Here is a 22,375-nt window from a genome sequence, read left to right as displayed (position 1 = left end):
TGGAGCGAACGAGGTACAGACGGAGCGAACGCTGCAGGTGCGTGCCGGAACCACAAGTCTCAGACACTCAGCGAGCTCTGCAGCGCCGCAACCTCGGCATCGGTGAGTCCGTTGCGCAGCAGGTATTCGACCGCACTGCCATACCGAGTGTCGAGGTGGTCGATCGCAGCCTCCAACGCTTCGGGCGGGGCTTCGGCGATCAGCGTGCGCAACGCATCCGTCACCACCGCACCGGCGGCCTCGACCTTCGCAAGCGTGCCCTGCAGCCAGCGCCCGGCCAGGTTCGCGGTGGTCTCGGCGTAGTCGGCGACGACGGCATCCTGCGGCACACCGACGGCGAGCAGCAGCAGCGCGACGGTCACGCCGGTGCGGTCTTTGCCCGCCGTGCAGTGCACCAGCACCGCGCCGCGATCTTCAGCCACGTCACGTGCGATCGCAGCGAAGACCTCGGCATCGTCGTCGAGCATGCTGCGGTAGAGGTCGGGCAGCGTGGGCAGTCCGGCGAGGCTCGCCTGCAGGGAGCCCTCGAGCAGCGGCAGGTTGAGCGTGCGTACGGCCCGCCGAATGCCGAACGCGTTGGGCAGATCCTCGCGCTCGCGGGCGGTGCGCAGATCGACCACCGTGTCGATCGGACTGGCCTCGAGCCACTGCGATGCCTCTGGGCTGAGCGTGCCCGGCGCCGCGCTGCGATACAGACGCTGCGAGCGGGTCTGCCCACCGTGTGCGAGCGGCAGCCCGCCGACGTCGCGCAGGTTGATGAAGCCCGGCAGGCGGATGTCGCGGGAGCGCATCGAGTCAGATTGCGTGAAAGCGTGGTCGGCGGCAGGCATGTGTTCAGGCTATCGTGCGGGCACGACGCTGTGCAGCGCGCGTGAGATGGGCCATGCGCCGCAGCTCGCTAGGCTGGTTCGATGACTGCAGATGCCAGCTACGACCACATCATCATCGGCGGCGGAGCGATGGGCTCGGCGACCGCCTGGCAGCTCGCCCGTGCCGGCAGGTCGGTGCTGCTGATCGAGCGCTTCGCACAGCTGCACGCTCATGGCGCGTCGCATGGGGCGAGCCGCAACTTCAACATCGCCTACACCGAGCCCGACTACCTCGATCTCGTTGCCGAGGCCGGGTATCTGTGGCGTGCGCTCGAAGCCGAGACCGACACCCGCGTACTCGACTTGGTCGGTCTGGTCAACCATGGTGCCGGCGAGCCCGAGCATCACGACGAGCTGCTGCATCAGCATGGCTTCTCGGCGACCACGCTGACGCCGCACGAGGCGCAGGAACGCTGGCCAGGCATCCGCTTCGACACCCGCGTGACATACACGCCTGACGGCGGCCGGCTGAACCCCGATCGCGCGATTCCCGCGCTGCAGGCTGCTGCGGTCCGGCACGACGCCGAGTTCCGGTACGACACCGCGGTGCGCGCGATCGAGGTCGCCGCCGACGGCCAGACCGTTCGCGTGAGCACCGATGATGCGACCTACTCCGCACCCAGCCTGGTCGTCACAGCAGGCGCGTGGGCGCATCCGCTGCTTGACGGGCTTGTGGCTCTGCCGCCGCTGCGGGTCACACAGGAGCAACCGGCCCACTTCGCCCTGACCGCAGCCGGCGCAGCCGATGGCGCCGCAGCACTCGTCGGCGTCGACGAGGCCACGCAGGCGCTCTGGCCCGGTTTCAACCACCTTGCGGCCGCAGGCGACCACCGCACTGACTGGTGGTACTCAGATGTCTACGGCATGCTCACCCCCGGTGAGGGCGTCAAGGCCGGCTGGCATGGCACCGGGCCGGTGGTCGACCCCGATCATCGCTCATATCAGCCCGAACCCCGTCAGCTGGCTGCGCTGCAGCGCTACGTGCGCGAATGGCTGCCGGGCGCCGACCCCGATCGTCTGGTGCCGGTGAGCTGCACGTACACCACAACTCCCGATGAAGACTTCGTCGTCGACCGACGCGGCCCGATCGTGGTCGGCGCCGGCTTCAGCGGGCACGGCTTCAAATTCACTCCCGCCGTGGGGCGGATGCTGGCTGATCATGCGTTGAACGCCGACGCCCGCCCGATGCCACGGTTCGCGCTCTCGCGGTTTGGGCTGTAAGCAGCATCAGACGAGGCCTGCTCGAAGATCATACGATTCAAATCATTAAGGACGTATGCGATTATCCGTCGCGAGAATGATCAACGCTGCAGCCGTCCGGCCCACAGATGTGCCGGGTACTGTGCCCTGATCGTATATTTGTGCCTGAGATCGGTGACGAGCGTTCGCTGCGATCTTTAGGATTCGAAACACAACTGCAACATCCTTGCACTAGCTTTGCCTGAGCTCGGCTGTAGATCCCCCCGCGGAAGGAACCTGATGTCCACAGCGCTGCATGCCCACCTCGAGAAGAGAGGACCGCTCTCGACGAAAGAGCGCATCACCTATGTGATCGCTCTGGTCGGTATCGTCGCCTCGGCCGTACTCGGCGCGTTCAACAGCGCTCCCACGCTTTGGGGAGTGCTGCCGATCGTTCTCTACGCCGTGCTCTGCCTGATGGGCATGGACGTCGTGATCGCCACGGTCGCGGCAATTATCGCAGGCTTTGCCATGCTGCATCCCAGCCCGAAAGACGCCGGGGTCATGCTCGGCGACTCCTTGGGAGACTCGCTCGTCGTCATCGGTCTCATCATCATGCTTGGGGCCGGTGTGGGCGAGGTGCTGCGCGAGACGGGAGTCGCCGAGAAGATCGTGCGAAGCATCATGGGTGTGGTCGGCGGCCGCGGACAGACCGCGATCAGCATCGGCATCATGGTGTCATGTCTGGTTCTGGTGCTGAGCCTCGGCACGCTGGCCGGCGCCCTGGCGATCGCAGCACCTGTGCTGATCCCGATCGCAGCTCGCGTGGGCTTCACGAAGTCTGCGACCGCATCGATGATGTTCACCGGTGGATGCGCCGGTCTCGCTCTCGCCCCGTTCGCCGGTTCGAACGTGGTCATCATGGAGGCCGCCGAGGTCGGGTACCTCGACTTCGTCATCTACGGTGCCGGCCCGCTTGCTCTGCTCACCATGATCTTGGGCGTCTTCGTCGTGCGTTGGATGCAGAAGCGTACGAAGGACGATGCGAGCGACTACTACGAGACGATCGAGCCTGTGCAGAGCGAACCCGGTGAGAAGCGCCGTGTGGGCGCGGCCACTCTTGCCTTCGTGATCACGTTGGTCGCCAGCGTCGCCTATGCGATCGTCTCGAACTCGGGAACGTCGTTCCCGCTGTTGGCCCTGCCTGTCATCGCCGTGGCCACGGGCCTGGCCGGCGGGCTGTCGCTCGTCGGTGTGCTCAAACGCATGTACGACGGCATGTCGGGCATGATCAGCATGTTCGCGCTGTTCTGGCTGCTGGCCGTGCTCTTCGCGCAGATCGACGCATTGGCTCCGTTCCAGGTCATCCTCGACAGCTTCGGCGACAGCCTCGCCAGCGGATCGGCCTATGCGTTCACCATCATCATCGCGCTGCTCGGCTGGGTCGGGGTTCCCGGAGGAACCGCAGCGCAGGTGGTGCTCATCGACAAAGTGTTCGGGGGAATCGGAGCCGCCCTCGGCGTTCCGGCCAGCGCCTGGGTCATCGTGCTGCTCTTCGCCTCGAAGGCCGACACCTATGGTCCGTTCCCGAACGGCAACATGATCGGGGCCATGGGTCTCGCAGGGTCGAGAAACCTGAAGAACATGATCATCACCGGATGGCTGCTGCTTGTGCCGACCTGTCTGATGTACTTGGTCATTCTCTTCTTCGAGACCCGATGAGTCCCTCTCGCTGATCCGCGATGAGTCTGCGCCTCCTCTGACACCATGTCGCGGCGCAGACTCATCGCCCGTGTCAATGACCATCTGCACGATCGACAATTACGCGACAATCACGAACCGAGGAGTCGGAACCCATGGCTGAATGCGATCTCTCTTTCGACTCGGCGACCGTCATCGACGGCACGGGGCGTGCGCCGTTCACCGCCAACGTCGGCGTCAGCGACGGAATCATCGCCGCGATCACCACAGAGCCGCTCGCAGCGCGAGAGCACGTCAACGCAGTGGGAAAGGTCGTGTGCCCGGGATTCATCGATCTGCATTCGCACGCCGACTTCTCGATTCAGGGTGCGGCCTCGTCAGAGACACAGCTCACACAGGGAGTCACCACTTTGGTCACGGGCAACTGCGGATTCTCGCCGTTTCCCGTGATCGATCTCGACATGATGCGCGAATCCATCGGCTTCATGGATACGTCTGGGACGACGTTCGACTGGACGGACCTGCGTGGATTCCGGCGTGCGATCAATGCCGCGCATCCTGCCGTCAACATCGCTCCTCAGGTCGGACACAATGCGCTGCGCATCGCCGCATTGGGCATGGAACGACGACCGCCGACAGAACCTGAGTTCGCACTCATGCAGACCATGCTCGAGCAGGCGGCCGATGATGGCGCCTTCGGCTTCACCTCGGGGCTGATCTACACCCCGGGCGTCTTCGCCGACCCCGAGGAGCTGCGGACGCTCGCGGCGACTGCGCATCGACATGGCATGCTCTACTCGACGCATATGCGCAACGAGACGAATCGCCTGGTCGACGCCGTCGACGAAGCCCTCGACGTCGCCCGTGCCACAGGGGTTCGACTCGAGATCTCTCATCTGAAGGCCATGGGGCCCGAGAACCACGGAACGGTCGTCGATGCGCTCGACCGTATCGAGGCGGCGAGAGCGGAGGGCGTCGATGCGACCACCGACGTCTACCCGTATACGGCATCCAGCACCACGCTGACATCGCGGATGCCGCCGTGGGCCATGGACGGCGGGCCTGAGGCGCTGGTGCGCCGACTCGCTCACGCAGAGACGCGCGCCAAGATCGCGGGTGAGCTGGCTGCTCGCTTCGGCCACGATATCGACCCGGCCGGAGTCATCATCGCCGACCTCCCGGCCGGGCGCTACTCTTGGGCCGTCGGGCACTCGCTCGTGGACATCGGAGCTCGCGAAGGGTGCACTGCGCAGGAGGCGGCCCTGCGGGTTCTCGAACACCACCATGCGGCCGTCTCGATCATCAACCACTCGATGGCCGAAGCCGACGTGCGCACCATTCTGCGGCATCCGATCACTGCCGTTGCGAGTGACGGCTGGATACTCGACATGAGCCGTGAGGGCAATCCTCACCCACGCAGCTTCGGCACGTTCACCCGTGTGCTCGGGCATTACGCCCGTGAGACGGATGTGCTCGATCTCGTCGAGGCCGTGCGCAAGATGACGTCACTGCCGGCATCTCGGATCGGGCTCGCGAGGCGGGGACGTGTCGCCACCGGAGCGATCGCCGATCTCGTCATGTTCGACCCGATCACGGTGGCCGACCGGTCGACCTACCAGAGCCCATGGCAGCTGTCAGTGGGCATCGAACGGGTGCTGGTCGCCGGAGTGACCGCTCTCAACGACGGACGCCCCACGGGCGCGCGGGCCGGGAGCGTGCTCGACCGCAGAACGGAGGCTGCTCATGCATGATCTGCTGACCGAGCACCTGCGCAGGCGGCTGTCAGAGACCACCGCCACCGACATCGAGCGGCGCAGCGCGGCAGGCATGCTGTCAGAGCTGAGTGCGGTGCACAGCCTGTCGCAGGCCGTTCACGACGACCCTGAGACCGCATTCGACGAGCATCGAAGCGCGCAGCGAGCCCGCGACTTTCTCGGCCAGCGCGAGTTCGTCGTCGAAGACGTCGCCGATCTGCCCACAGCCTTCACCGCCGTGTACGACGCAGGCGAATCCGCTGGCAGCGGTTCGTTCACGGTCGCCATCTGTCTGGAGTACGACGCACTGCCGCAGATCGGCCACGCGTGCGGACACAACATCATTCTGGGGCAAGGGCTCCTGGCCGCTGTCGGGCTGGCTGCAGTCGCCGAAGAGACCGGCATACGGGTCGTCGTCATCGGCTGCCCCGCCGAAGAGCACGGTGGCGGCAAGATACTGCTGCTGGAGCAGGGCGCCTTCGACGACGCCGACATCGCGATCATGGCCCACCCCGTGCCAGACGGATACAGCCATGACGCCCACAGTGCCCGATCGCTCGCAATCGGGCGCTTCCGCGCGGAGTTCACCGGAGTCTCAGCACACGCCGCGGCAGCACCTCATCTGGGCCGCAACGCCAATGATGCGGCAGTCATCGCGCAGGTCGCGGCAGGGCTGCTGCGTCAGCAGATTCGGCCGCAGGAGCGCATGTCGCTCATCGCGCGAGACGGGGGATGCGCCACCAACGTCATCTCTGACCGTGCGGTTCTCGACTTCGAGTTCAGAAGTGACACGCTCACGGGCTTTGCAGCGTTGTCAGCACGCGTGACGCGCTGCCTCGAGGGCGCCGCGCATGCGGCGAACGTCGAACTCGCCATCACCTCGACCGAGCCGACATACGAACCACTGGAGCAAGACCCGGCGCTCGCCGATGCCTGGAACGAGGTGATGTCCCGGTTCGGTCGATCGCTGCTGCCCGACCGGCTGCCGGTGCCGGGCTCCACAGACATGGGCAATGTCTCCCAGCGCATCCCGAGCCTGCACCCATGGGTCAGCATTCCGGGAGTGCAGCATCCACTGCACTCTCAGGGGTTCTGCGCGGCAGCCGATACGATCATCGCCTATGAGACGATGATCGACACGGCACTCGGACTCACCTGGGCCGCCCTGGCCTCGACCCCGAGAAGCCGCGAGTGACCTCGCACCGCCAACTCCACCAGAGATGAAAGAAGCAACTGTGTCCATTCCCGAACCCTCCCTCTCACCTGATCTGCTCGGTCAGCTCCGACAGCAGTTTCTCGCCGACCCCGCACGTGTGCGCGCGGAGAACGCCGTCACCAAGTCGAAGATCGACGACATCGCGCTGAATCGTCAGCGTCTGATCGACACGCCTCGCAGCATGTCGAATCGCCTTGACGACTGGGAGGCCGCCAACCAGAAGAACAGCGGGCGATGCTGGCTCTTCGCCGCGCTCAACCTGCTGCGCAGCGACACGCGAAAGAAGCTGGGGGTCAAGAACTTCGAGTTCAGCCAGAACCATGCCATGTACTGGGACAAGATCGAGCGAGCCAATTACTTTCTCGAAGACGTCATCGCCCTGGCCGACCGTGAGCCGGATGACCGCCTCATGTCGTTTCTGCTGAAGAACCTGCTCAGCGACGGCGGGCAGTGGAACATGGAGGTCAGCGTCTTTCTGAAGCACGGCGTGGTGCCCAAAGAGGTCATGCCAGAGACCGAGTCGTCGGGCAATACGAGCCGCATGAACTCATCGCTCAGCACCCTGCTGCGCAAGGGCGCCAAAGAGCTGCGCGAACTCGTGCGCTCCGGCGCCAGCCTCGACGACGCCCGTACGTTCAAAGACCGCCTGCTGGCCGATACGCACACCATTCTGACCATTCACCTCGGTGTGCCGCCGACCGAGTTCGAATGGCAGTGGAACGACGACAAGAACGAGTTCCATCGTGCGGGCGTGTTCACTCCCCAGCAGTTCCTCGCGGAGTACACCGACATCGACCTGCGCGACTACATCTGCCTCGTCGACGACCCGCGCCCTGAGCATCCCAAAGGCTCGACGCTCACCGTCGCCCACTTGGGCAACGTCGTCGGCGGAGACCCGGTGCTCTATCTCAACGCGGACATCGACACGATCAAGAGCGTCACGGCAGCCACGATCGCCGACGGCGAGCCGGTCTGGTTCGGCTGCGACGTCGACCCTCAGTTCTACCGGGAAGACGGCGTCTGGGCTGCCGACCTGTTCGACTACTCCGGCGTATACGGGGTTGATCTGAGCACGACGAAAGAAGACCGCATTCGCTACGGCGACAGCGAGATGACGCACGCCATGCTCTTCACCGGCGTCGACCTGGCCGGTGACGATGCAGAGCAGCCCGGCGCACCCCGTCGCTGGCGAGTCGAGAACAGCTGGGGCATCGAGAAGTTCGACAAGGGCTTCTGCACCATGCATGATTCCTGGTTCGACGAGTACGTCTTCGAGGTCGTCGTTCGCAAGGACCGTCTGCCTGCCGAGCTGCAGGCCGCGATCAGCGCCGAGCCGATCGTGCTCGACGCGTGGGATCCGATGGGCGCGCTCGCCTGACCTTGCCGGGTGGCTGCCTCACCGACCAGGTTCGGCAGTCACCGGCAGGCTGCGCATGGCACTCGGCCGATCGTCGGCAGCGGCGTCTCCTGCGACCACGCTGAATGCCTGGACGAGCGGGTGGCTCAGCCCGACCATCCGCAGCGTGCAGATCAGCTCGCCGGCTGCACCCGGCACACGCCATCGCAGCACGGCCTCAGTGGGGGCGTCGATCAGGCGGGTTTCGAGGGCGGATGCTGCGGCAGGCACGCCTCCGACGCGCGCCCTGGCTGCGTTCAGAGCGGCGTCTCTCACGTCGGCGGGCTCGTCAGTGAGGACGTTTCGTGCGAAGAGATCGCTGAGCGAGGCGATCGACTGCTCGCCGGTGCGCACGTGCGCATCGAGCAGCCGGGCGGCGCGCAGCGTTTCGGGCCATGGGCGCAGCTGAGCCCCGAGCACACCGGCGGGCTCGGCTCGGCTCGGCTCGCCAGTCGATGTGAGCACGACCTCGTCGAGCAGCCGGTCGTGCACGTCGATCGCGATGGCTGCGGCACTGGTGGCGTCGCTGTTGCCGAAGACGACCACGCCCACACCGCTGTCGACGTGCCAGCGCATATGCGAGGTGAACCCGGGCAGACCTCCCGAGTGCTGCACGATGCGGCCGAGACGTCGATGGTGTTCGACGACCAGACCGTAGCCGTATCCCGCACCGGTGAGCGGCCGGCTCGACAGCCGTTCGTCAGTGCCGGCGATGATGGTGTGCACCCGCTGCAGCTCGCGACGTGACGCAGCCGAGAGCACGTCTTCGCTCAGTGGATGGTCCGTGAAGGCAGAGCGCAGAAAACCTCCCCATGCGGCGATGTCGTCGACGGTGCTGAAGAGCGCCCCAATGCAGCCGAGCGCGCCGCAGCCGACATAGGGCTCGTTCGCCCACGACGCACCGGAATCGAAGGTGCGCCAGCCGGTCGCGGCGTCAGGCCGAGCAGACTCGGTCGCGATGTCGTCGAGTGAATAGGCGGTGTGGTGCAGGCCCAGAGGGCGCAGCAGCCGCTCTGAGACGAACCGTTCGACAGGCTGCCCGGTCACCTGTTCGATGGCGCGCCCGATCAGCGAGATGCCCAGGTTGGAGTACTGATAGGTCTCGTCCGGGGGCAGGGCGAGCCGAAGCCCGTCGCTGAGCACTCGGCTCATCTCGGCCCGAGAGGCGCCGAGGTGGTTGTCTCCCCAGGGATTGTCTTCGGCCAGGCCGGCGCGGTTCGACATCAGCATGTCGAGCGTCACATGCACCGGTCGACCCTGGTAGGTCGCCGCTGCGAACTCGGGCACATAGTCTGTGACCGGCGCGTGCATGTCGAGTCGGCCCTCGTCTCGCAGCACCAACGCCGCCGCACCCAGAAAGCTCTTCGACATCGAGGCGATGCGATAGATCGTGCCACGTGTCGGTGTGGCCGCATCTCGTCGCTGGTGACCTCGGCCGACCCAGGCGACCACGCCGTCCGCGTCGAAGACCGCGGCGCTGAACGAGGGTGCCAGGCGCAGTGTTGCCGCATCGAGACGCTGCTCGAGCGCCGCCGCACCGGCAGCCGCCAGCGCGTCGCGATCAGGTCGCAGATGATCGACGTGCAGACTCATCGAGAGACCTCGGCATGCTCGCGCACTTCGCCGGCGAAGGCGTCGGCCAGCGCGCGGCTGATCGCGGTGTTCTCGCCGTCATGGGCGTCGGCCTCGGCGATCATGCGAGCCAGGTCGAAGTTCTGCTCTGCCAGCGCTGCGTCGTCCCAAGTGCGCAGCCGCTCGGCATTCACCTCAGGGTGAAACTGCAGCCCGCGCACATGCCGACCGAGTCGGAAGGCCTGGAACTCGCAGTCGGCGCTGCTGGCCAGCAGCACGGCCTGATCGCCGAGCGCGGTGATGCGATCTTCGTGGTTCTCGATCATGGGCGCAGAGGGGGCCAAGACGCCGATCACCGGGTCTGCCGTTCCCGCCGATGTGGTGCTGATGCGGGTCATCCCTCGCTCTGGCACACCCGTCTTGGCCTTGACTGTGCCGCCGCACACCTGGGCAAGCACCTGACCGCCGAGGCAGATGCCGAGGGTGGGCAGATCACGGTCGATGGCCTCGGCGGCGAGCCGGCGCTCCTGAGCGAGCCAGGGCGCACGCTCGTCGTCGTCGGGCATGAGCCCCCCGCCGAGCATCACGAGCCCGTCGTACCCGTCGTACCCGTCGAGGCCGGTGGGCAGGCCCTCGCTGCCGATCCGTTGGTCGAGGTCGAGCCCGGCCTCTTCGAGCCACCGCTCCAGACGGCGCAGGCCGCTCGACGTGGAGTTGACGACGACGAGCACACGAGGTGCGGTGCGGGCTGTCAGACGGTCGGTGGTGGTCATGGTCGCTCTCTTCTGTTGGTGCAGCGGGTCTGCCTATGGAGCCGGTCTCTCGGTGCAGCCGGTCTGTCGATGAATGCTGGTCGTGGGACGCCGCGCGGGCGTGCCCTCAGCGCTCGCCTGCGAGAAAGGCGAGGTGGTTCGCGTCTGAGGCCTCCAGAACGCGCAGCACGTTCTCGTGGGCGACCTTGTCGAGATCTGCGTGCGACCAGCCACGGTCGGCGAGCTCGGCGAGCAGCCGGGGGTAGCCGCTGACGTCGTCGAGTCCGCTGGGCATGCTGCCGGTGCCGTCGTAGTCAGCGCCGATTCCGACGGCGTCGACGCCTGCGAGGTCGCGCACGTGCTCGATGTGGTCGGCGACGTCGGCGACAGTCACCATCGGCGGCTCTCCCTGCTCGCCGCCGATGACCCAGTCGCGTCGCGCCTGGCTGACGAACGATGGCACGAAGGCCACCATGTGCACGCCGCCGCTGGCACCGATGCGCCGAATCAGCTCGTCAGGAACGTTGCGCGGGTGGTCGCACAGGGCGCGCGCTCCTGAATGGCTCACCAGCACGGGCAGTGTGGATGCGTCGAGCGCGTCGCTCATGGTCGCATCCGAGACGTGGGCGAGATCGACCAGCATGCCGATGCGGTTCATCTCGGCGACCACCTCCCGGCCGAACTCGCTCAGCCCATGACTGCGCGGTTCGTCAGTCGACGAGTCTGCCCACGGAATCGTCTGAGCCCAGGTGAGCGTCATATAGCGGGCGCCGAGCCGGGCGTACGAGCGCAGTACCCCAAGCGACTCGTCGATCTGGTCGCCGCCCTCGATGCCGATCAGCGATGCGATGCGGCCGCGCTGCATGGCCTGCCGAGCCTCTGCCGCGGTGCGGGCCAGTTGCAGATCGTCGGGATACTGCGCCGCCAGCCGATGCACGAAGTCGATCTGCTCCAACGTCGCGGTCACCTGCTCGGCGCCGTGCAGCGCCTCGTCGTCGACCCAGACCGACCAGAACTGGCCCCCGACGCGACCGGCTCTCAGCCGTGGCAGGTCGGTGTGCAGATCTGGCAGACCTGTTCCGACTCCGTCGACACGGTAGTCGTGATGCTCGCGGCAGGCCCAGGCAAGATCGTTGTGCCCGTCGAAGACGAGCGGCAGCTCGGCTGCTGCGGGGAATGCCGCTGATGCGGAATCAGTGAGGCTCTGTGACGACATGGTGCTCCTCTGTGCTGCTGTGCTTGCGCGTGTGCTGCTCTCCTGCAGTGCTGGCGCGCGTGTGCAGTGCTGGCAAATGTGTGCTGCTGTGCTGCTGCGCTGGCGCGTGCTACTTCGTGCGCACCAGCAGCGCGTCGTTCAGCTGATCGGTGATCTCACGAGCGATCGGCACGGCATGCCCGTCGAGCTCGCGAACGGGAGCCGCGCACCGGGTGCTCGACAGCATCCACAGGCCGTCGACACGACCCAGCTCGTCGGCGGCGACCTCGCGGTACTCGGTCTCATGGCCCAGTGACTCGAGCACGGCGAACGCGTCGGCCTGCGTGGTGCCCGCGAGGATGCCCTGGTCGGTCGACGGGGTGACGAAGCGCCCGTCGATGAGCAGGATGACGCTCGAGGTCGGCCCCTCGAGCACGAAGCCGTCGCTGCTGATGAAGATGACGTCGTCGGCGCCGCGACGGGCGGCCTCGCGAAGCACGGCCTTGTTCACCGCGTACGACAGAGTCTTCGCTCCCTGCAGCAGCCAGGGCGACGTCTTCGCCACGTCGTGACGGTAGCCGCGGTCGAGAGTGACGGCCGAGATGCCATGCTCGCGCTCGCCGTCGTGCTCATCGCCCTCGAAGACGTACACCCAGCCGACCGGCACCCCAGTGCCTTCGATTCCGCGGGTCATGATGAACTTCGCCGAGAGCAGATCAGCCGGCTCATGTGCGGCGACGGCGGCCTCGATGGCCGCCTGCCAGACGTCGAGCCGCGGCTTCGGCAGATCGAGCATGGCGGCCGAGTGCGCGAAGCGGGCGAGATGCGCGTCGATGGCCATCAGAATGCCGTGCTGGGCGCCAGCCGTCTCGAAGATGCCGTCACCGCGGGTGACGCTCAGATCCATGACGTTGATGTGCGGCGCATCAGGATCGGCCTGGTGGAACCGCTGTTCAGCGCTGACGCCTTCGGCGAGTTCGTCGACGAAGAACAGGACTGGTGCTGACATTGTGACTTCTTTCGTGCGGGTGCTGGGGTGCTGGTGGGGAGACAGGGTGAATGGGGGAGCTGTACGCGGTTCCGTCGAGATGTACGCGGTTCCGCTGAGATCAGGCCGATGTGAGCGGAACCGTGTGCATCTCAGCGGATCCGTGCGGAGCAGACTCAGCCAGATCGGTGTCGAGGTGGCGCAGCCGGTTCTCGGCGACCCAATCGGCATCGACCTCGTGCCCGATGCCCGGGGCCGACGGCACGGCCACGGTGCCGTCGTGGGCGACGACCGGCGGCACGATGACGTCGCGAGCGTAGTACTTGTCCGAGCCTGAGACGTCTGAGGGCAGCGTGAAGCCCGGCAGCGACGAGATGGCCACGTTGGCAGCGCGCCCCACGCCGAACTCGTGCATGCCGCCGCACCAGACGGGGATGCCATGCTCGGTCGCAAGGTCGTGTGCCGTCTTCGCGACGGTGAGCCCGCCCATGCGGGACACCTTGATATTGAGCACGCGGCCGGCGTCGAGCGCGATCATGGTCTGCAGGTCGTCGAGAGAGACCACCGACTCGTCGAGGCACACCGGGGTCTGCAGGCGCTGCTGCAGTCGGGCGTGTCCCACGAAGTCGCGTGGAGCGAAAGGCTGTTCGATCATCGTCAGATGCGCAGCGTCAAGGCCCAACAGGTAGTCGATCGTCTGGTCGTCGCTGGTGTAGGCGCCGTTGGCGTCGACATGCAGGTCGATGTCGGGGTGCGCGGCACGCACGGCATGAACCGGCTCGAGATCCCACCCCGGTGCGATCTTCAGCTTGATGCGGTGGTAACCGGCGACCAGCTGCTTCTCGACCTGCTCGAGCAGCGCGTCGATGGTCGGCTCGATGCCGAGAGACACGCCCGCGCGCACCTCGTGCCGGGTGCCGCCCAGCGCCGACGCCAGCGAGACGCCCTCGGCTTTCGCCCACAGATCCCAGGCCGCGCCGACGAAGCCGGCCTTGGTGAACTCGTGCCCGCGGATCTTCGCCCAGGCGGTCTCGAGCTCGGCAGGCGTCGCCCAGTCGGCGTCCAGCGCACGGGGCACGAGATAGCGCTCTGAGATCAGCCAGGCGGTGTCGGTCGTCTCTGGGCAGTAGAAGGGGTCGGCGGGCGAGGCGATCTCGCCCCAGCCGGTGCGACCTGCGTCGTCGGTCAGCTCGACCAGAATGTGATCGAGGCTCGACTTGCGATGCGAGCTGGTCTGAAAGCTGTGCACGAGTGGCAGACGCACCTCGTGCAGCTGGATGCGGGTGATCTTCATCGGTCGGAGTTCCCTCTCTGGTGGTCGTGCGTGCGGTGCTTCCGGGTTGCGCTGCGCTGCGCGCCCGTGCCCTTTTCTGCGGGGTCGCTGCCGGCGGCGGACGCGTCGGTGGCGACCGGCTCTGCATGATACAGCCCCAGTGTGGCGCTGATGCGATCGCGCAGGGTCAGCCGTCGTCGGGCGCCCTTGGCGCTCGCAGCGGTGAGCGCGCTGAGCACGTGGCAGACGGCTGCCACGGATGTGGGGGAGTCGGCATAGGAGGCCGAACCGGTCTGTACGATCACGAGACATGACGCCAGCGACGCAAGCGGGGCATCCGCCGAGTCGGTGACGACCACCAGCGTGCCGCCGGCCTCGGCGAACAGGCGACCGAAGCGCACGCTCTCGGCGCGGTAGCGACGCAGCGAGAAGACCACGAGCACGTCGGTGGCGCGCACGTCGGTGAGCACGGTGAGCTCGGTCAACGACTGGCCGTCGACGCTGAACACGTTCGAGAGTGCCGCCGAGAGGTCGGCGGCGAGCAGCGCGGCGTAGGTCGCCGACTTGCCTGCGCCCACGATATAGCGACGACGAGCGCCGAGCAGAGCAGCAGCGGCTGTCGGCAGCGCGCCCGATTCGGTCAGATGCTCGAACGTGGTGTTGAGCGAGGCGACCTCTGCCTGCATCAGACGGGTCTGCAGCACCTCTGCGGTGGCGTTCGTCTTGAGACGCTCGCCGAACCGGTCGTGCGGTGACGAGAGGGTGCGGTCGTGCAGGCGCTCGGCCCGTTCCTGCGGGGTGTCTGGCGTCACTTGGCGGCCTCCTTCGGTGCAGGCGTCGGAGCATCATCGGCTCGTTCCACCGCGAGGTAGACCGACGTCTCAGCGGTCAGACGCCGGCAGCTCACGATGACGAAGCCCTGGTCGTACAGGTCGTGCAGGCTCGACCGCAGGTTGGCCCGGCCCCAGCTGATCGCCTCGGTCTCGTCGTCGCCAGAGCTGATGCCCGCATCGATCGGCACCCAGCGCCGATCGCCATCGGCGATCACGTGCCCCCAGTCGCTCTCGCCCAGTGCGCTCTGCGGAGCGAGGCTGCGGTATTGGGCATAGGGATCGGGGCGGTCGTCGAGAATCCACTCGACGAGCACGCGGTCGGTGCGCTCGCGACCGTAGTAGTCTTCGACGAACTTCACGCCAACGCCGCCCAGCGAGTTGAAGTTGAAGTGCCCGTTGCGTGAGAGCATCGGGTCGAACGTCCAGTGCATGCGGTGAGAGCCCCAGCCCAGCGCCACCTGCTTCTGCTGCTCTTTGAGCATGCGGCCGATGCCGTGCCCTTGGAATGCCGGGTCGACGACTGCCGCCTGAGAGTAATGAAATGAGTGGGTTCCGTCGGTTCCCGGGAAACCGTAGGCGAAGCCGATCAGGTCGCCCGAGGGCGCGCGCACGCCCACAGCCGAGCCACCGTTGTGCACCAAGGCGCTGAGCAGGTTGCTGTTGAGGGCCAGCCCTTTGTCTCCGTATCGGAAGACGCGGTTGTAGAGCGCGCTGGCCTCGATGAACTCGGCGTGCTCTGAGAGCGTGCCGCTCCAGAGCGCTAAGTCTTGCGGGGCCGCGGCCCCGGCCGCTCGTTTCGAGCCGGGCTGAGAAGTCGTGCAAGTGTTCACAGAAGACGAGTATACGTATCCTATGTTTCAGGTTTGTTAGCAAGATATACGGTGACTCCCGCATTTCTTCAGGAAAGGTATCCTCGGTTTATGTGTCACATCGTCGGTAATAAAGGCGAGATGACAGACTGCCTCGGCAGGCAGCAGAACGAGAGACCAGAGGAAGCGACGATGAACGCGGTGACGACGAGCAGTGAGATCCACGAGCGAGTGCAGAATGGCCGAGAGCGGGTGTTCGAACGGCTGCGCGAGCTGGTCATGCTTGAGACTCCCTCGTTCGCCCTCGAAGCGTCGCGGCAGATCACCGATCTGCTCGGCGCATGGTTCGAGGCGGTCGGCGGCACGGTCGAGCGCATCGAGACCGAAGCCGGCGTGCACCTGCTGATCGAGGTGCCGGGCACCGGCCGGTTCGACGCGCAGGCCGCTGAATCCGCCCCCGTTGCCCCCGTCGCCGCAGCATCTGCCGTTTCGGGCGCGCCGAGCGAGGCCGATCTGCGGCCGCTGCTGCTGATCGGCCACTCCGACACGGTCTGGCCGTTCGGCACGCTGCAGGGCGACGTGCCCTGGGTCGTCGACGGCGACGTCGTTCGGGGGCCGGGTGTCTACGACATGAAGAGCGGCGTGATCTGCATGCTCACGGCGCTTGAGGTGCTGCGTGATCGTGAGCATCGCCCCGTGCGCATCATCATCGTGGCCGACGAAGAGGTCGGGTCGCCGACCTCACAGCAGCTGATGCGGCGTGCGCTGCAGGGCGTCGCCGGAGCGATCGGGTTCGAGTCGCCGCACCCTGACGGAGCGCTGAAAGTGGGTCGTCGCGGCAGCACGCGAGTGCGCATCGCGGTCACCGGGCGTGCCGCCCACGCCGCGCTCGACCCGAAGAAGGGCATCAGCGCGATCGACGAGCTGGTCGACCAGCTCGTGCGGGTGCGCGGCATCGTGGCGGCAGCGAGCGAGCACACCGAGGTGCTGTGCAACTCGGGCACTGTCAGCGGCGGTACCCGTGCCAACGTGGTGGCGGCGCATGCCGAGGCCGAGCTGGGGCTGCGCTTCATCGACGGCGAGTCGGAGCGCACCGTGCTCGACGCCCTGCAGCATCTGACTCCGGTTCGCGAGGGAGCAGTGGTCGACGTCGAGGTGCTCAGCCACCGCCCGGCCTGGCTGGCGGGGGATGCCGACGCGGCGCTCTGCGATCGGGTCGCGCGGGCCGGTGCGGCGATGGGGGTCGAGATCTCAGGCCGACCGGCCGCCGGCGCCGGTGACACGAATCTGGTCGGGTCGCTTGGCGTGCCGACCGTGGACGGATTCGGCCCGCTGGGCGGCGGAGCGCATGCGGTGAGCGAACACATCGTGCTGCCGACGCTGTACCAGCGCATCGAAATGCTGGCGGTGCTGCTGTCGGAGTGAGCCGCCCTGTTACCAGGCCGGCTCGTGGGCGGGCGAAGGCGGAAGCGGCACGTCCGTCGGGTGCACGAGATAGACGGTTCGGTTGCTGCGCCGCCATGCCAGGTCGAAGACTCCGCGAGGGTATGTGCGTCTCACGCCGGAGTCGTCCGGTGCGGCCGGGTCGTTCACGACCACGTCGCCGCTCGCTGTGAAACCCGCGATGACGAGCAGGTGCCCGTCGGTCTCGTAGCCGGCCTCTGGCAGCTCGTCGCTGGTGAACGACACTGAGGCCGCCAGCGGAATGCCGCCGTCGGTCAGCGTCTGCGCCTCGGCCAGACTGTGCAGCCGAGTCACGAGAGCCTCGAGGCCCTGACCGTCGGCTTCGCGGCGGCCGACATGGGCGACGTTGAACGACCAGTTTCCGGCGCGTGAGTATGCGGCATCGTAGGTGCGCAGCGCCGTCCACGGCACCGGGTGCTCTTCCGTCTCGGCGTCGAGGGGACGACCGCGCCAGAACTCCTGCAGCATCACCATCGAGGTCGGCGAGCACCACGATTCGCCGCCGCCGCCGACCGCTCGGTGGGTGTCGGCGTGCAGCATCTGTGATCGCACCGGCACGGCGAGCGGTGCTGTCGGGGGCTTCCGAGAGGCGTCCGCACCCTGCTCGTTCGCGCTCTGCCCGTGATTCTGGGCCTGTGCGTGATTCTGGCCCTGCTCGTGATTCTGGATCTCTTCGCGATGCTGGCACTTGCCGGGAGCGAAGCCGGAGAGTGTGGCAAGATGCAACACCACTTGGGCGGGCGTCTCTCCGGCTGGCGGCGCATCGATCTCTATCTTGAGTCGTGCGGCGGTCAGTCGTCTGGGGGCGACGGCCGTCAGCGTGTCGACCTGCAGAGACGCGCCCTGCGAAGTCGTCGGCGCGGAGGCGACGGAGGATTCGCTGGAACGCGTCGTCGCCGACGGCGTGGTGATGTCGGCAGGCAGGTCGTTCCAGCGGGCTGTCGGCAGCCAGCCGGTGGTGGTGCCGTCGTCGAGACGAGCCTCCAGCGAGACGACGACCGTCGCCTCGGGCGGGGCCGAGAGATTCCACGACGGCACGATCTCGGTGGCTCCGAAGTCGAATGCCGCCCACGGAGAGATCCACTGGCCCTCGATGGCGAGAGGGCCGGTCATCCGGCGCAGAAGACTATGAGGGGCGTGAGGGAGTTCTGGCATGATACGCATCATATATACGTTGCGTCATCGTTCGGCATATGCCCGGTCACCCGACTAAACTGATGCAGTGGGAAGCGATGGCGCTGGAAAAGATCCATGATTCATGCAAGGGCGCATGAATTCAACGAGCGATTCTGCTAAGTCACAACATTGTTTCCGATACGTAAAAAGATCAACGAAAGCCCTGTTTCGGTTTGACGTGTGTCGGGCCATCGGCTTGCATCATGTTAGCGAGCTGATGATCCCGTCATGATCATCGATCTCTGAACAAAGGAACAGCTACTATGCGATCTGGAAAAATCTCTCGGCGGGTGCGACCGCTGGCCGCCACGTTCACGACCGCGGCATTGGTGATGGGCTCTGCCTTCGGCATCGGCGCTGCTGCATTCGCCGAGCCGGCGCAGTCGTCTGTGACGACGCAGGCAGAGGGCGAGGGCAGCGAACAGGTGCTGCGCATCGCCACGTCGGGCCACGTCGACAGCTTCAACCCGTTCACCTCGATCTATCTCACGCCGACGCAGATTCTGCGCAACGTCTATGAGAACCTCGTGCAGAACGATCAGCAGGACGGATCTCCGACCAAGGGCCTGGCCGACTCATGGACGGTCGAAGAGGACGGCAAGCGCTGGGTCTACAAGATGCAGTCCGACCTGAAATGGTCTGACGGCCAGCCGATCACCTCGGCAGACCCGAAGTTCACCTACGAGCAGATGATGAACGACTCAAAGCTCGGCACGGCCAACGGCAACCTGGTCTCGAATTTCGAGAGCGTCGAGGCCCCCGACGACCAGACTCTGGTCATCAACCTCAAGACCCCCCAGGCGCCGAACCCCGGCCTCGAGATTCCGGTGGTGCCGAAGCACGTCTGGGAGGGCATCGCCGACAAGGGCGACTACGCCAACGACACCGATGTCGTGGGGTCAGGGCCGTTCCTGCTCTCGAGCTATTCGGCCAACCAGTCGATCACGCTCAAGGCCAATGACAACTTCTGGCAGGGTCGTCCCAAGATCGACGGCATCCAGTACGTCTACTACACGAACTCAGACGCACAGGTGCAAGCGCTGCGCTCAGGTGATATCGACTTCGTGACCGGGCTGAGCCCGACGCAGTTCAACGCGCTCAACGGCGCCGACGGCGTCACCACCCATTCGGGCGAGGGCCGCAGGTACACCTCGATCAGCATCAACTCCGGGCTCAAGACGCCCGAGGGCGAGGCCTACGGCACCGGATCGCCGGCACTGCAGGACAAGGCCGTGCGACAGGCCATTCGACAGGGCACCGACTCCGAGGCGCTGCTCAAGCAGGTGCTCGACGGTCAGGGCACTGTGGCGACCAGCTTCATCCCCTCGGCCTTCGACCAGTGGCACCTGCCGGATGACGACTCAGTGATCAAGAGCTTCGATCCGGACGCCGCCAAGCAGCTGCTCGAAAACGACGGCTGGAAGGCCGGCGCCGACGGCATCCGCGAGAAGAACGGGCAGAAGCTGTCGCTGCGACTGCTCGTCGACGCCGACGAACCGACCGAGCAGTCGATCGCCGAGTACTTCAAGCCGTGGATGCAGTCGATCGGCATCGCCGTCGACGTGCAGTCGTCTGACTCCGACACGATCAGCGATCGCGCAGCCAAGGGCGACTACGACATGTACTTCAGCGGCTGGAGCGTGAACCCCGACCCCGACTACCAGCTCGGCATCAACACGTGTGAGAACCTGCCCGACGCCGAAGGAAACAACGGCACCACGCAGGACGGCTACTGCAACCCTGAGTTCGACAAGCTGTACGCACAGCAGCGCTCAGAGCAGGATCATGACAAGCGCACCGAGATCGTTCGCGACATGCTGCGTCTGAACTACGACGACACCGCTCAGGTCGCGCTGTGGTACGGCAAGGCGCTTGAGGCCTACCGTTCGGATCGGTTCACCGGATTCGGCACGCAGCCCGCCTCGAACGGCATGATCGCCGGTCAGGCAGGCTACTGGAGCTACATCAACGTCGAGCCGGCGTCAGAGGCTGGCAGCGGGTCAGGCACCGCAGTCGGTCTGTGGGTGGGCGCAGGAGTGCTCGTCGTGGTGATCATCGGCGGCGTCATCTTCTTCGCTCGTCGCAAGAAGCGCGCTGACGACGTCGAATAGGTCGAGAATGCTTCATAGGGGTGCGCTCGCAGAGGTCGGGCGCACCCCGCTTCGTCTGCCGGCCGTCTCGCGACGGTCGGCAGACACAACTGCAACAGTCGAGATTTCAAGGAGTCGACATGCCTGATGTCGTGGCGCCCGTCGGGGCGGTGCTGCAGAACGAGGCAGACGAAGAGAGCGTCGCTGGCGGCGGCTCAGGTCTGCGGTATCTGCTGAACAAGGTCGGCGGGGCGCTCATCAGCCTCGCCATGGTCATCGTGCTCGGATTCTTCGCGTTCAAGATCCTGCCCGGCGACCCGGTGCGTGCCATGGCGCGTGAGAAGCAGATGAGCGCCGAGCAGATCGCCCAGCTGCGGCAGGAGTACGGCCTGGACAAGCCGCTGCTCGCACAGTTCTGGGACTATCTCGTCAACGTGTTCTCGGGCAACTTCGGCGAGAGCTATGTGTACCACCAGTCGGTGTCATCGCTGATCGTGCAGTACCTCGGCCCGACGCTGCTGCTCACGGCGACCTCTGCGGTCATCGCGATCGCACTCGGCCTTTGGCTCGGGCAGAAGGCGGCCTGGCAGGCCGGCGGTCTGTTCGACAAGATCACGACCGGCACGTCGCTGGTGTTCTGGTCGGTGCCGACCTTCTGGCTCGGTCTGATTCTGCTGATGGTCTTCGGGGGCACGCTGCACTGGTTCCCGACCGGCGGCATGGTCTCGCCCAACGCACCCTCGAGCGGCTTCGGGCTGGTGCTCGACGTGATCAGCCACATGATTCTTCCCGTGATCACCATGGTCGCGGTCATCTACGCCCAGTACGTCATGGTGATGCGCGCATCGCTGCTCGAAGAGATGTCGGCCGACTACCTCACGACCGCACGGGCCAAAGGCCTGCGCGAAGATCTCGTTCGTCGCCGTCACGCAGTGCCGAACGCGCTGCTGCCGACGGTGACTCTGGTCTTCATGCATCTCGGCGGTCTGATCGCCGGCGCCGTCACCGTCGAGACGGTGTTCTCATGGCCAGGTCTCGGCAAACTCACCTATGAGGCGATCAGCGGTCCTGACCTGCCGCTGCTGCAGGGCACCTTCGTCGTCTTCTCCGCGATCATCATCCTGATGAACCTGATCGCCGACCTCATCTACCGGCAGCTCGACCCGAGAGTGAGGCGGGCATGACCACCACGACCGAAACCACCATGACATCCACCACATCACCCAGACGGCTGGCCTGGCGTCGTCGCACTCAGGCCATCGGCGACTCGTTCCGACTGTTCAGCCACAGCCGTTCAGGCATGGTCGGTCTGATCTTCCTGGTCGTCATCGTGCTGCTGGCCATTCTCGCTCCCGTGATCGCTCCCGCGCGCATGCTCGACGTCACGCAGCTCATGGATCAGCCGCGCTTCGCACCGCCGTCACTGGCGCATCCTCTCGGCACCGACCATCAGGGCCGTGAGATCTGGGTGCGGATGCTGTGGGGCGCCCGAGTCTCGTTGATCGTCGCGTTCGCCGCCACGGCGATGTCGATGATCATCGGCACCGTGATCGGTATGGCGGCCGGCCACTTCACCGGGTTCACCGGCGGGCTGCTGATGCGCATCGTCGACTTCTTCTTGGTTCTGCCGTCGCTCATTCTTGCGATCGTGCTCTCGACCGTGCTGTCGCGCGGCGTGCTGACGATCGTGATCGCCATCGGCATCACCTCATGGGCCTCGACCGCCCGAGTGGTGCGGGCGCAGACGCTGTCGGTCGAGTCGCGCGCCTACATCGAGCGCTCGCGCGTGCTCGGCGCCGGGCACTGGCACGTCATCTTCAAGCACGTGCTGCCCGCAGTCATGCCGCTGGTGATGGCCAATACGACGCTGACCGTCGGGTCTGCTGTGATCTCTGAATCGACGCTGGCGTTCTTGGGCCTCGGCGACCCGAACCAGCAGTCTTGGGGCACCATCCTGAAGAACTCCATGGACGTCTCGGCTGCGACGAGCGGGTACTGGTGGTACGTGCTCGTTCCCGGCATCGCGATTCTTCTGGTCGTGCTCGCCTTCACCTTGGTCGGCCGCGCCGTCGAGTCGATCGTCAACCCCACACTGAGGAGCCGCTGAC

18 protein-coding genes are annotated in these 22,375 nt (G+C 66.1%); 9 read left to right on the top strand and 9 right to left on the bottom strand.

The window, feature by feature from the left end; translation table 11 throughout:
• Positions 1–59: 59 nt before the first annotated feature.
• Positions 60–830, bottom strand: a complete 771-nt coding sequence (locus F8O09_RS06730; RefSeq protein WP_158054371.1) for a tyrosine-protein phosphatase — start codon at positions 828–830, stop codon at positions 60–62.
• Positions 831–911: 81 nt separating this feature from the next.
• Between F8O09_RS06730 and F8O09_RS06725 the strand changes: the two genes are divergently transcribed.
• From F8O09_RS06725 to F8O09_RS06705, 5 genes are all read left to right on the top strand, one after another.
• On the top strand, positions 912–2,090 hold the full coding sequence (locus F8O09_RS06725; RefSeq protein WP_158054370.1) for an FAD-dependent oxidoreductase: 1,179 nt from the start codon (positions 912–914) through the stop codon (positions 2,088–2,090).
• A gap of 258 nt (positions 2,091–2,348) precedes the next feature.
• Positions 2,349–3,770, top strand: a complete 1,422-nt coding sequence (locus F8O09_RS06720) for a Na+/H+ antiporter NhaC family protein (protein WP_158054369.1) — start codon at positions 2,349–2,351, stop codon at positions 3,768–3,770.
• 134 nt (positions 3,771–3,904) lie between these two features.
• The gene (locus F8O09_RS06715; protein WP_158054368.1) at positions 3,905–5,500 is read left to right on the top strand and encodes an N-acyl-D-amino-acid deacylase family protein; all 1,596 of its coding nucleotides are present in this window, start codon (positions 3,905–3,907) and stop codon (positions 5,498–5,500) included.
• Positions 5,493–6,698 carry an amidohydrolase gene (locus tag F8O09_RS06710; RefSeq protein WP_158054367.1) on the top strand — a complete coding sequence of 402 codons (1,206 nt, stop codon included), beginning with the start codon at positions 5,493–5,495 and terminating at the stop codon, positions 6,696–6,698. Before F8O09_RS06715 ends, F8O09_RS06710 begins: the two co-directional genes overlap by 8 nt.
• 40 nt (positions 6,699–6,738) lie before the next feature.
• Positions 6,739–8,097, top strand: a complete 1,359-nt coding sequence (locus F8O09_RS06705) for an aminopeptidase C (protein ID WP_225732902.1) — start codon at positions 6,739–6,741, stop codon at positions 8,095–8,097.
• Positions 8,098–8,115: 18 nt separating this feature from the next.
• On the opposite strand, the gene F8O09_RS06700 is transcribed toward F8O09_RS06705, so the two are convergent.
• The 7 genes from F8O09_RS06700 to F8O09_RS06670 all read right to left on the bottom strand — a co-directional run bounded on the left by F8O09_RS06700 (position 8,116) and on the right by F8O09_RS06670 (position 15,558).
• Positions 8,116–9,708 (bottom strand): serine hydrolase domain-containing protein, encoded by a 1,593-nt coding sequence (locus tag F8O09_RS06700; protein ID WP_158054365.1) that lies wholly within the window; start codon positions 9,706–9,708, stop codon positions 8,116–8,118.
• Entirely contained in the window at positions 9,705–10,460 is a 756-nt protein-coding gene (locus F8O09_RS06695) for a type 1 glutamine amidotransferase (RefSeq protein ID WP_158054364.1), read from the bottom strand. The genes F8O09_RS06700 and F8O09_RS06695 overlap by 4 nt, the downstream gene beginning before the upstream one ends.
• A gap of 106 nt (positions 10,461–10,566) precedes the next feature.
• Entirely contained in the window at positions 10,567–11,655 is a 1,089-nt protein-coding gene (locus F8O09_RS06690; protein ID WP_192497596.1) for a dipeptidase, read from the bottom strand.
• 109 nt (positions 11,656–11,764) lie between these two features.
• A complete protein-coding gene (locus tag F8O09_RS06685) occupies positions 11,765–12,643 on the bottom strand; it encodes an aminodeoxychorismate lyase (RefSeq protein WP_192497595.1) in 879 nt (292 codons plus the stop codon).
• Between the two features lie 100 nt (positions 12,644–12,743).
• Positions 12,744–13,916: an o-succinylbenzoate synthase gene (gene menC / locus F8O09_RS06680; protein WP_158054362.1), complete on the bottom strand. Its 1,173-nt coding sequence runs from the start codon at positions 13,914–13,916 to the stop codon at positions 12,744–12,746.
• Entirely contained in the window at positions 13,913–14,707 is a 795-nt protein-coding gene (locus F8O09_RS06675) for a MurR/RpiR family transcriptional regulator (RefSeq protein ID WP_225732901.1), read from the bottom strand. Before F8O09_RS06675 ends, menC begins: the two co-directional genes overlap by 4 nt.
• Positions 14,704–15,558, bottom strand: a complete 855-nt coding sequence (locus tag F8O09_RS06670; protein ID WP_192497594.1) for a GNAT family N-acetyltransferase — start codon at positions 15,556–15,558, stop codon at positions 14,704–14,706. Before F8O09_RS06670 ends, F8O09_RS06675 begins: the two co-directional genes overlap by 4 nt.
• 171 nt (positions 15,559–15,729) lie before the next feature.
• Here F8O09_RS06670 and F8O09_RS06665 point away from each other — a divergent pair, with 171 nt between their 5' ends.
• Positions 15,730–16,962, top strand: a complete 1,233-nt coding sequence (locus F8O09_RS06665; RefSeq protein ID WP_225732900.1) for a M20/M25/M40 family metallo-hydrolase — start codon at positions 15,730–15,732, stop codon at positions 16,960–16,962.
• Between the two features lie 9 nt (positions 16,963–16,971).
• Here the strand turns inward: F8O09_RS06665 and F8O09_RS06660 are convergent, their stop codons facing one another.
• The gene (locus F8O09_RS06660) at positions 16,972–18,114 is read right to left on the bottom strand and encodes a C39 family peptidase (RefSeq protein ID WP_192497593.1); all 1,143 of its coding nucleotides are present in this window, start codon (positions 18,112–18,114) and stop codon (positions 16,972–16,974) included.
• Positions 18,115–18,440: 326 nt separating this feature from the next.
• On the opposite strand from F8O09_RS06660, the gene F8O09_RS06655 reads away from it, so the two are divergent.
• The 3 genes from F8O09_RS06655 to F8O09_RS06645 all read left to right on the top strand — a co-directional run bounded on the left by F8O09_RS06655 (position 18,441) and on the right by F8O09_RS06645 (position 22,374).
• Positions 18,441–20,288, top strand: coding sequence for an ABC transporter substrate-binding protein (locus F8O09_RS06655; protein WP_158038660.1), 1,848 nt, complete (start codon positions 18,441–18,443; stop codon positions 20,286–20,288).
• 119 nt (positions 20,289–20,407) lie between these two features.
• Complete coding sequence (locus F8O09_RS06650; RefSeq protein ID WP_158030514.1) at positions 20,408–21,451, top strand: ABC transporter permease; 1,044 nt, start codon at positions 20,408–20,410, stop codon at positions 21,449–21,451.
• Positions 21,448–22,374: an ABC transporter permease gene (locus tag F8O09_RS06645; protein WP_225732899.1), complete on the top strand. Its 927-nt coding sequence runs from the start codon at positions 21,448–21,450 to the stop codon at positions 22,372–22,374. Before F8O09_RS06650 ends, F8O09_RS06645 begins: the two co-directional genes overlap by 4 nt.
• Position 22,375 lies beyond the last annotated feature (1 nt).

It is taken from the genome of Pseudoclavibacter sp. CFCC 11306 (assembly GCF_008831235.1).
Lineage (GTDB): Bacteria > Actinomycetota > Actinomycetes > Actinomycetales > Microbacteriaceae > Pseudoclavibacter_A.
Note: the sequence above shows the minus strand (reverse complement) of the source record. Positions and strands in the feature narration are given on the sequence as shown.

Excerpts from the sequence above, each read along its gene's own strand:
- F8O09_RS06720 (WP_158054369.1), top strand. The coding sequence starts at position 2,349 with ATGTCCACAGCGCTGCATGCCCACCTCGAGAAGAGAGGACCGCTCTCG.
- menC (WP_158054362.1), bottom strand. The coding sequence starts at position 13,916 with ATGAAGATCACCCGCATCCAGCTGCACGAGGTGCGTCTGCCACTCGTG.
- F8O09_RS06695 (WP_158054364.1), bottom strand. The coding sequence starts at position 10,460 with ATGACCACCACCGACCGTCTGACAGCCCGCACCGCACCTCGTGTGCTC.
- F8O09_RS06660 (WP_192497593.1), bottom strand. The coding sequence starts at position 18,114 with ATGACCGGCCCTCTCGCCATCGAGGGCCAGTGGATCTCTCCGTGGGCG.
- F8O09_RS06645 (WP_225732899.1), top strand. The coding sequence starts at position 21,448 with ATGACCACCACGACCGAAACCACCATGACATCCACCACATCACCCAGA.
- F8O09_RS06665 (WP_225732900.1), top strand. The coding sequence starts at position 15,730 with ATGAACGCGGTGACGACGAGCAGTGAGATCCACGAGCGAGTGCAGAAT.
- F8O09_RS06715 (WP_158054368.1), top strand. The coding sequence starts at position 3,905 with ATGGCTGAATGCGATCTCTCTTTCGACTCGGCGACCGTCATCGACGGC.
- F8O09_RS06700 (WP_158054365.1), bottom strand. The coding sequence starts at position 9,708 with ATGAGTCTGCACGTCGATCATCTGCGACCTGATCGCGACGCGCTGGCG.
- F8O09_RS06650 (WP_158030514.1), top strand. The coding sequence starts at position 20,408 with ATGCCTGATGTCGTGGCGCCCGTCGGGGCGGTGCTGCAGAACGAGGCA.
- F8O09_RS06655 (WP_158038660.1), top strand. The coding sequence starts at position 18,441 with ATGCGATCTGGAAAAATCTCTCGGCGGGTGCGACCGCTGGCCGCCACG.
- F8O09_RS06690 (WP_192497596.1), bottom strand. The coding sequence starts at position 11,655 with ATGTCGTCACAGAGCCTCACTGATTCCGCATCAGCGGCATTCCCCGCA.
- F8O09_RS06730 (WP_158054371.1), bottom strand. The coding sequence starts at position 830 with ATGCCTGCCGCCGACCACGCTTTCACGCAATCTGACTCGATGCGCTCC.
- F8O09_RS06710 (WP_158054367.1), top strand. The coding sequence starts at position 5,493 with ATGCATGATCTGCTGACCGAGCACCTGCGCAGGCGGCTGTCAGAGACC.
- F8O09_RS06725 (WP_158054370.1), top strand. The coding sequence starts at position 912 with ATGACTGCAGATGCCAGCTACGACCACATCATCATCGGCGGCGGAGCG.
- F8O09_RS06685 (WP_192497595.1), bottom strand. The coding sequence starts at position 12,643 with ATGTCAGCACCAGTCCTGTTCTTCGTCGACGAACTCGCCGAAGGCGTC.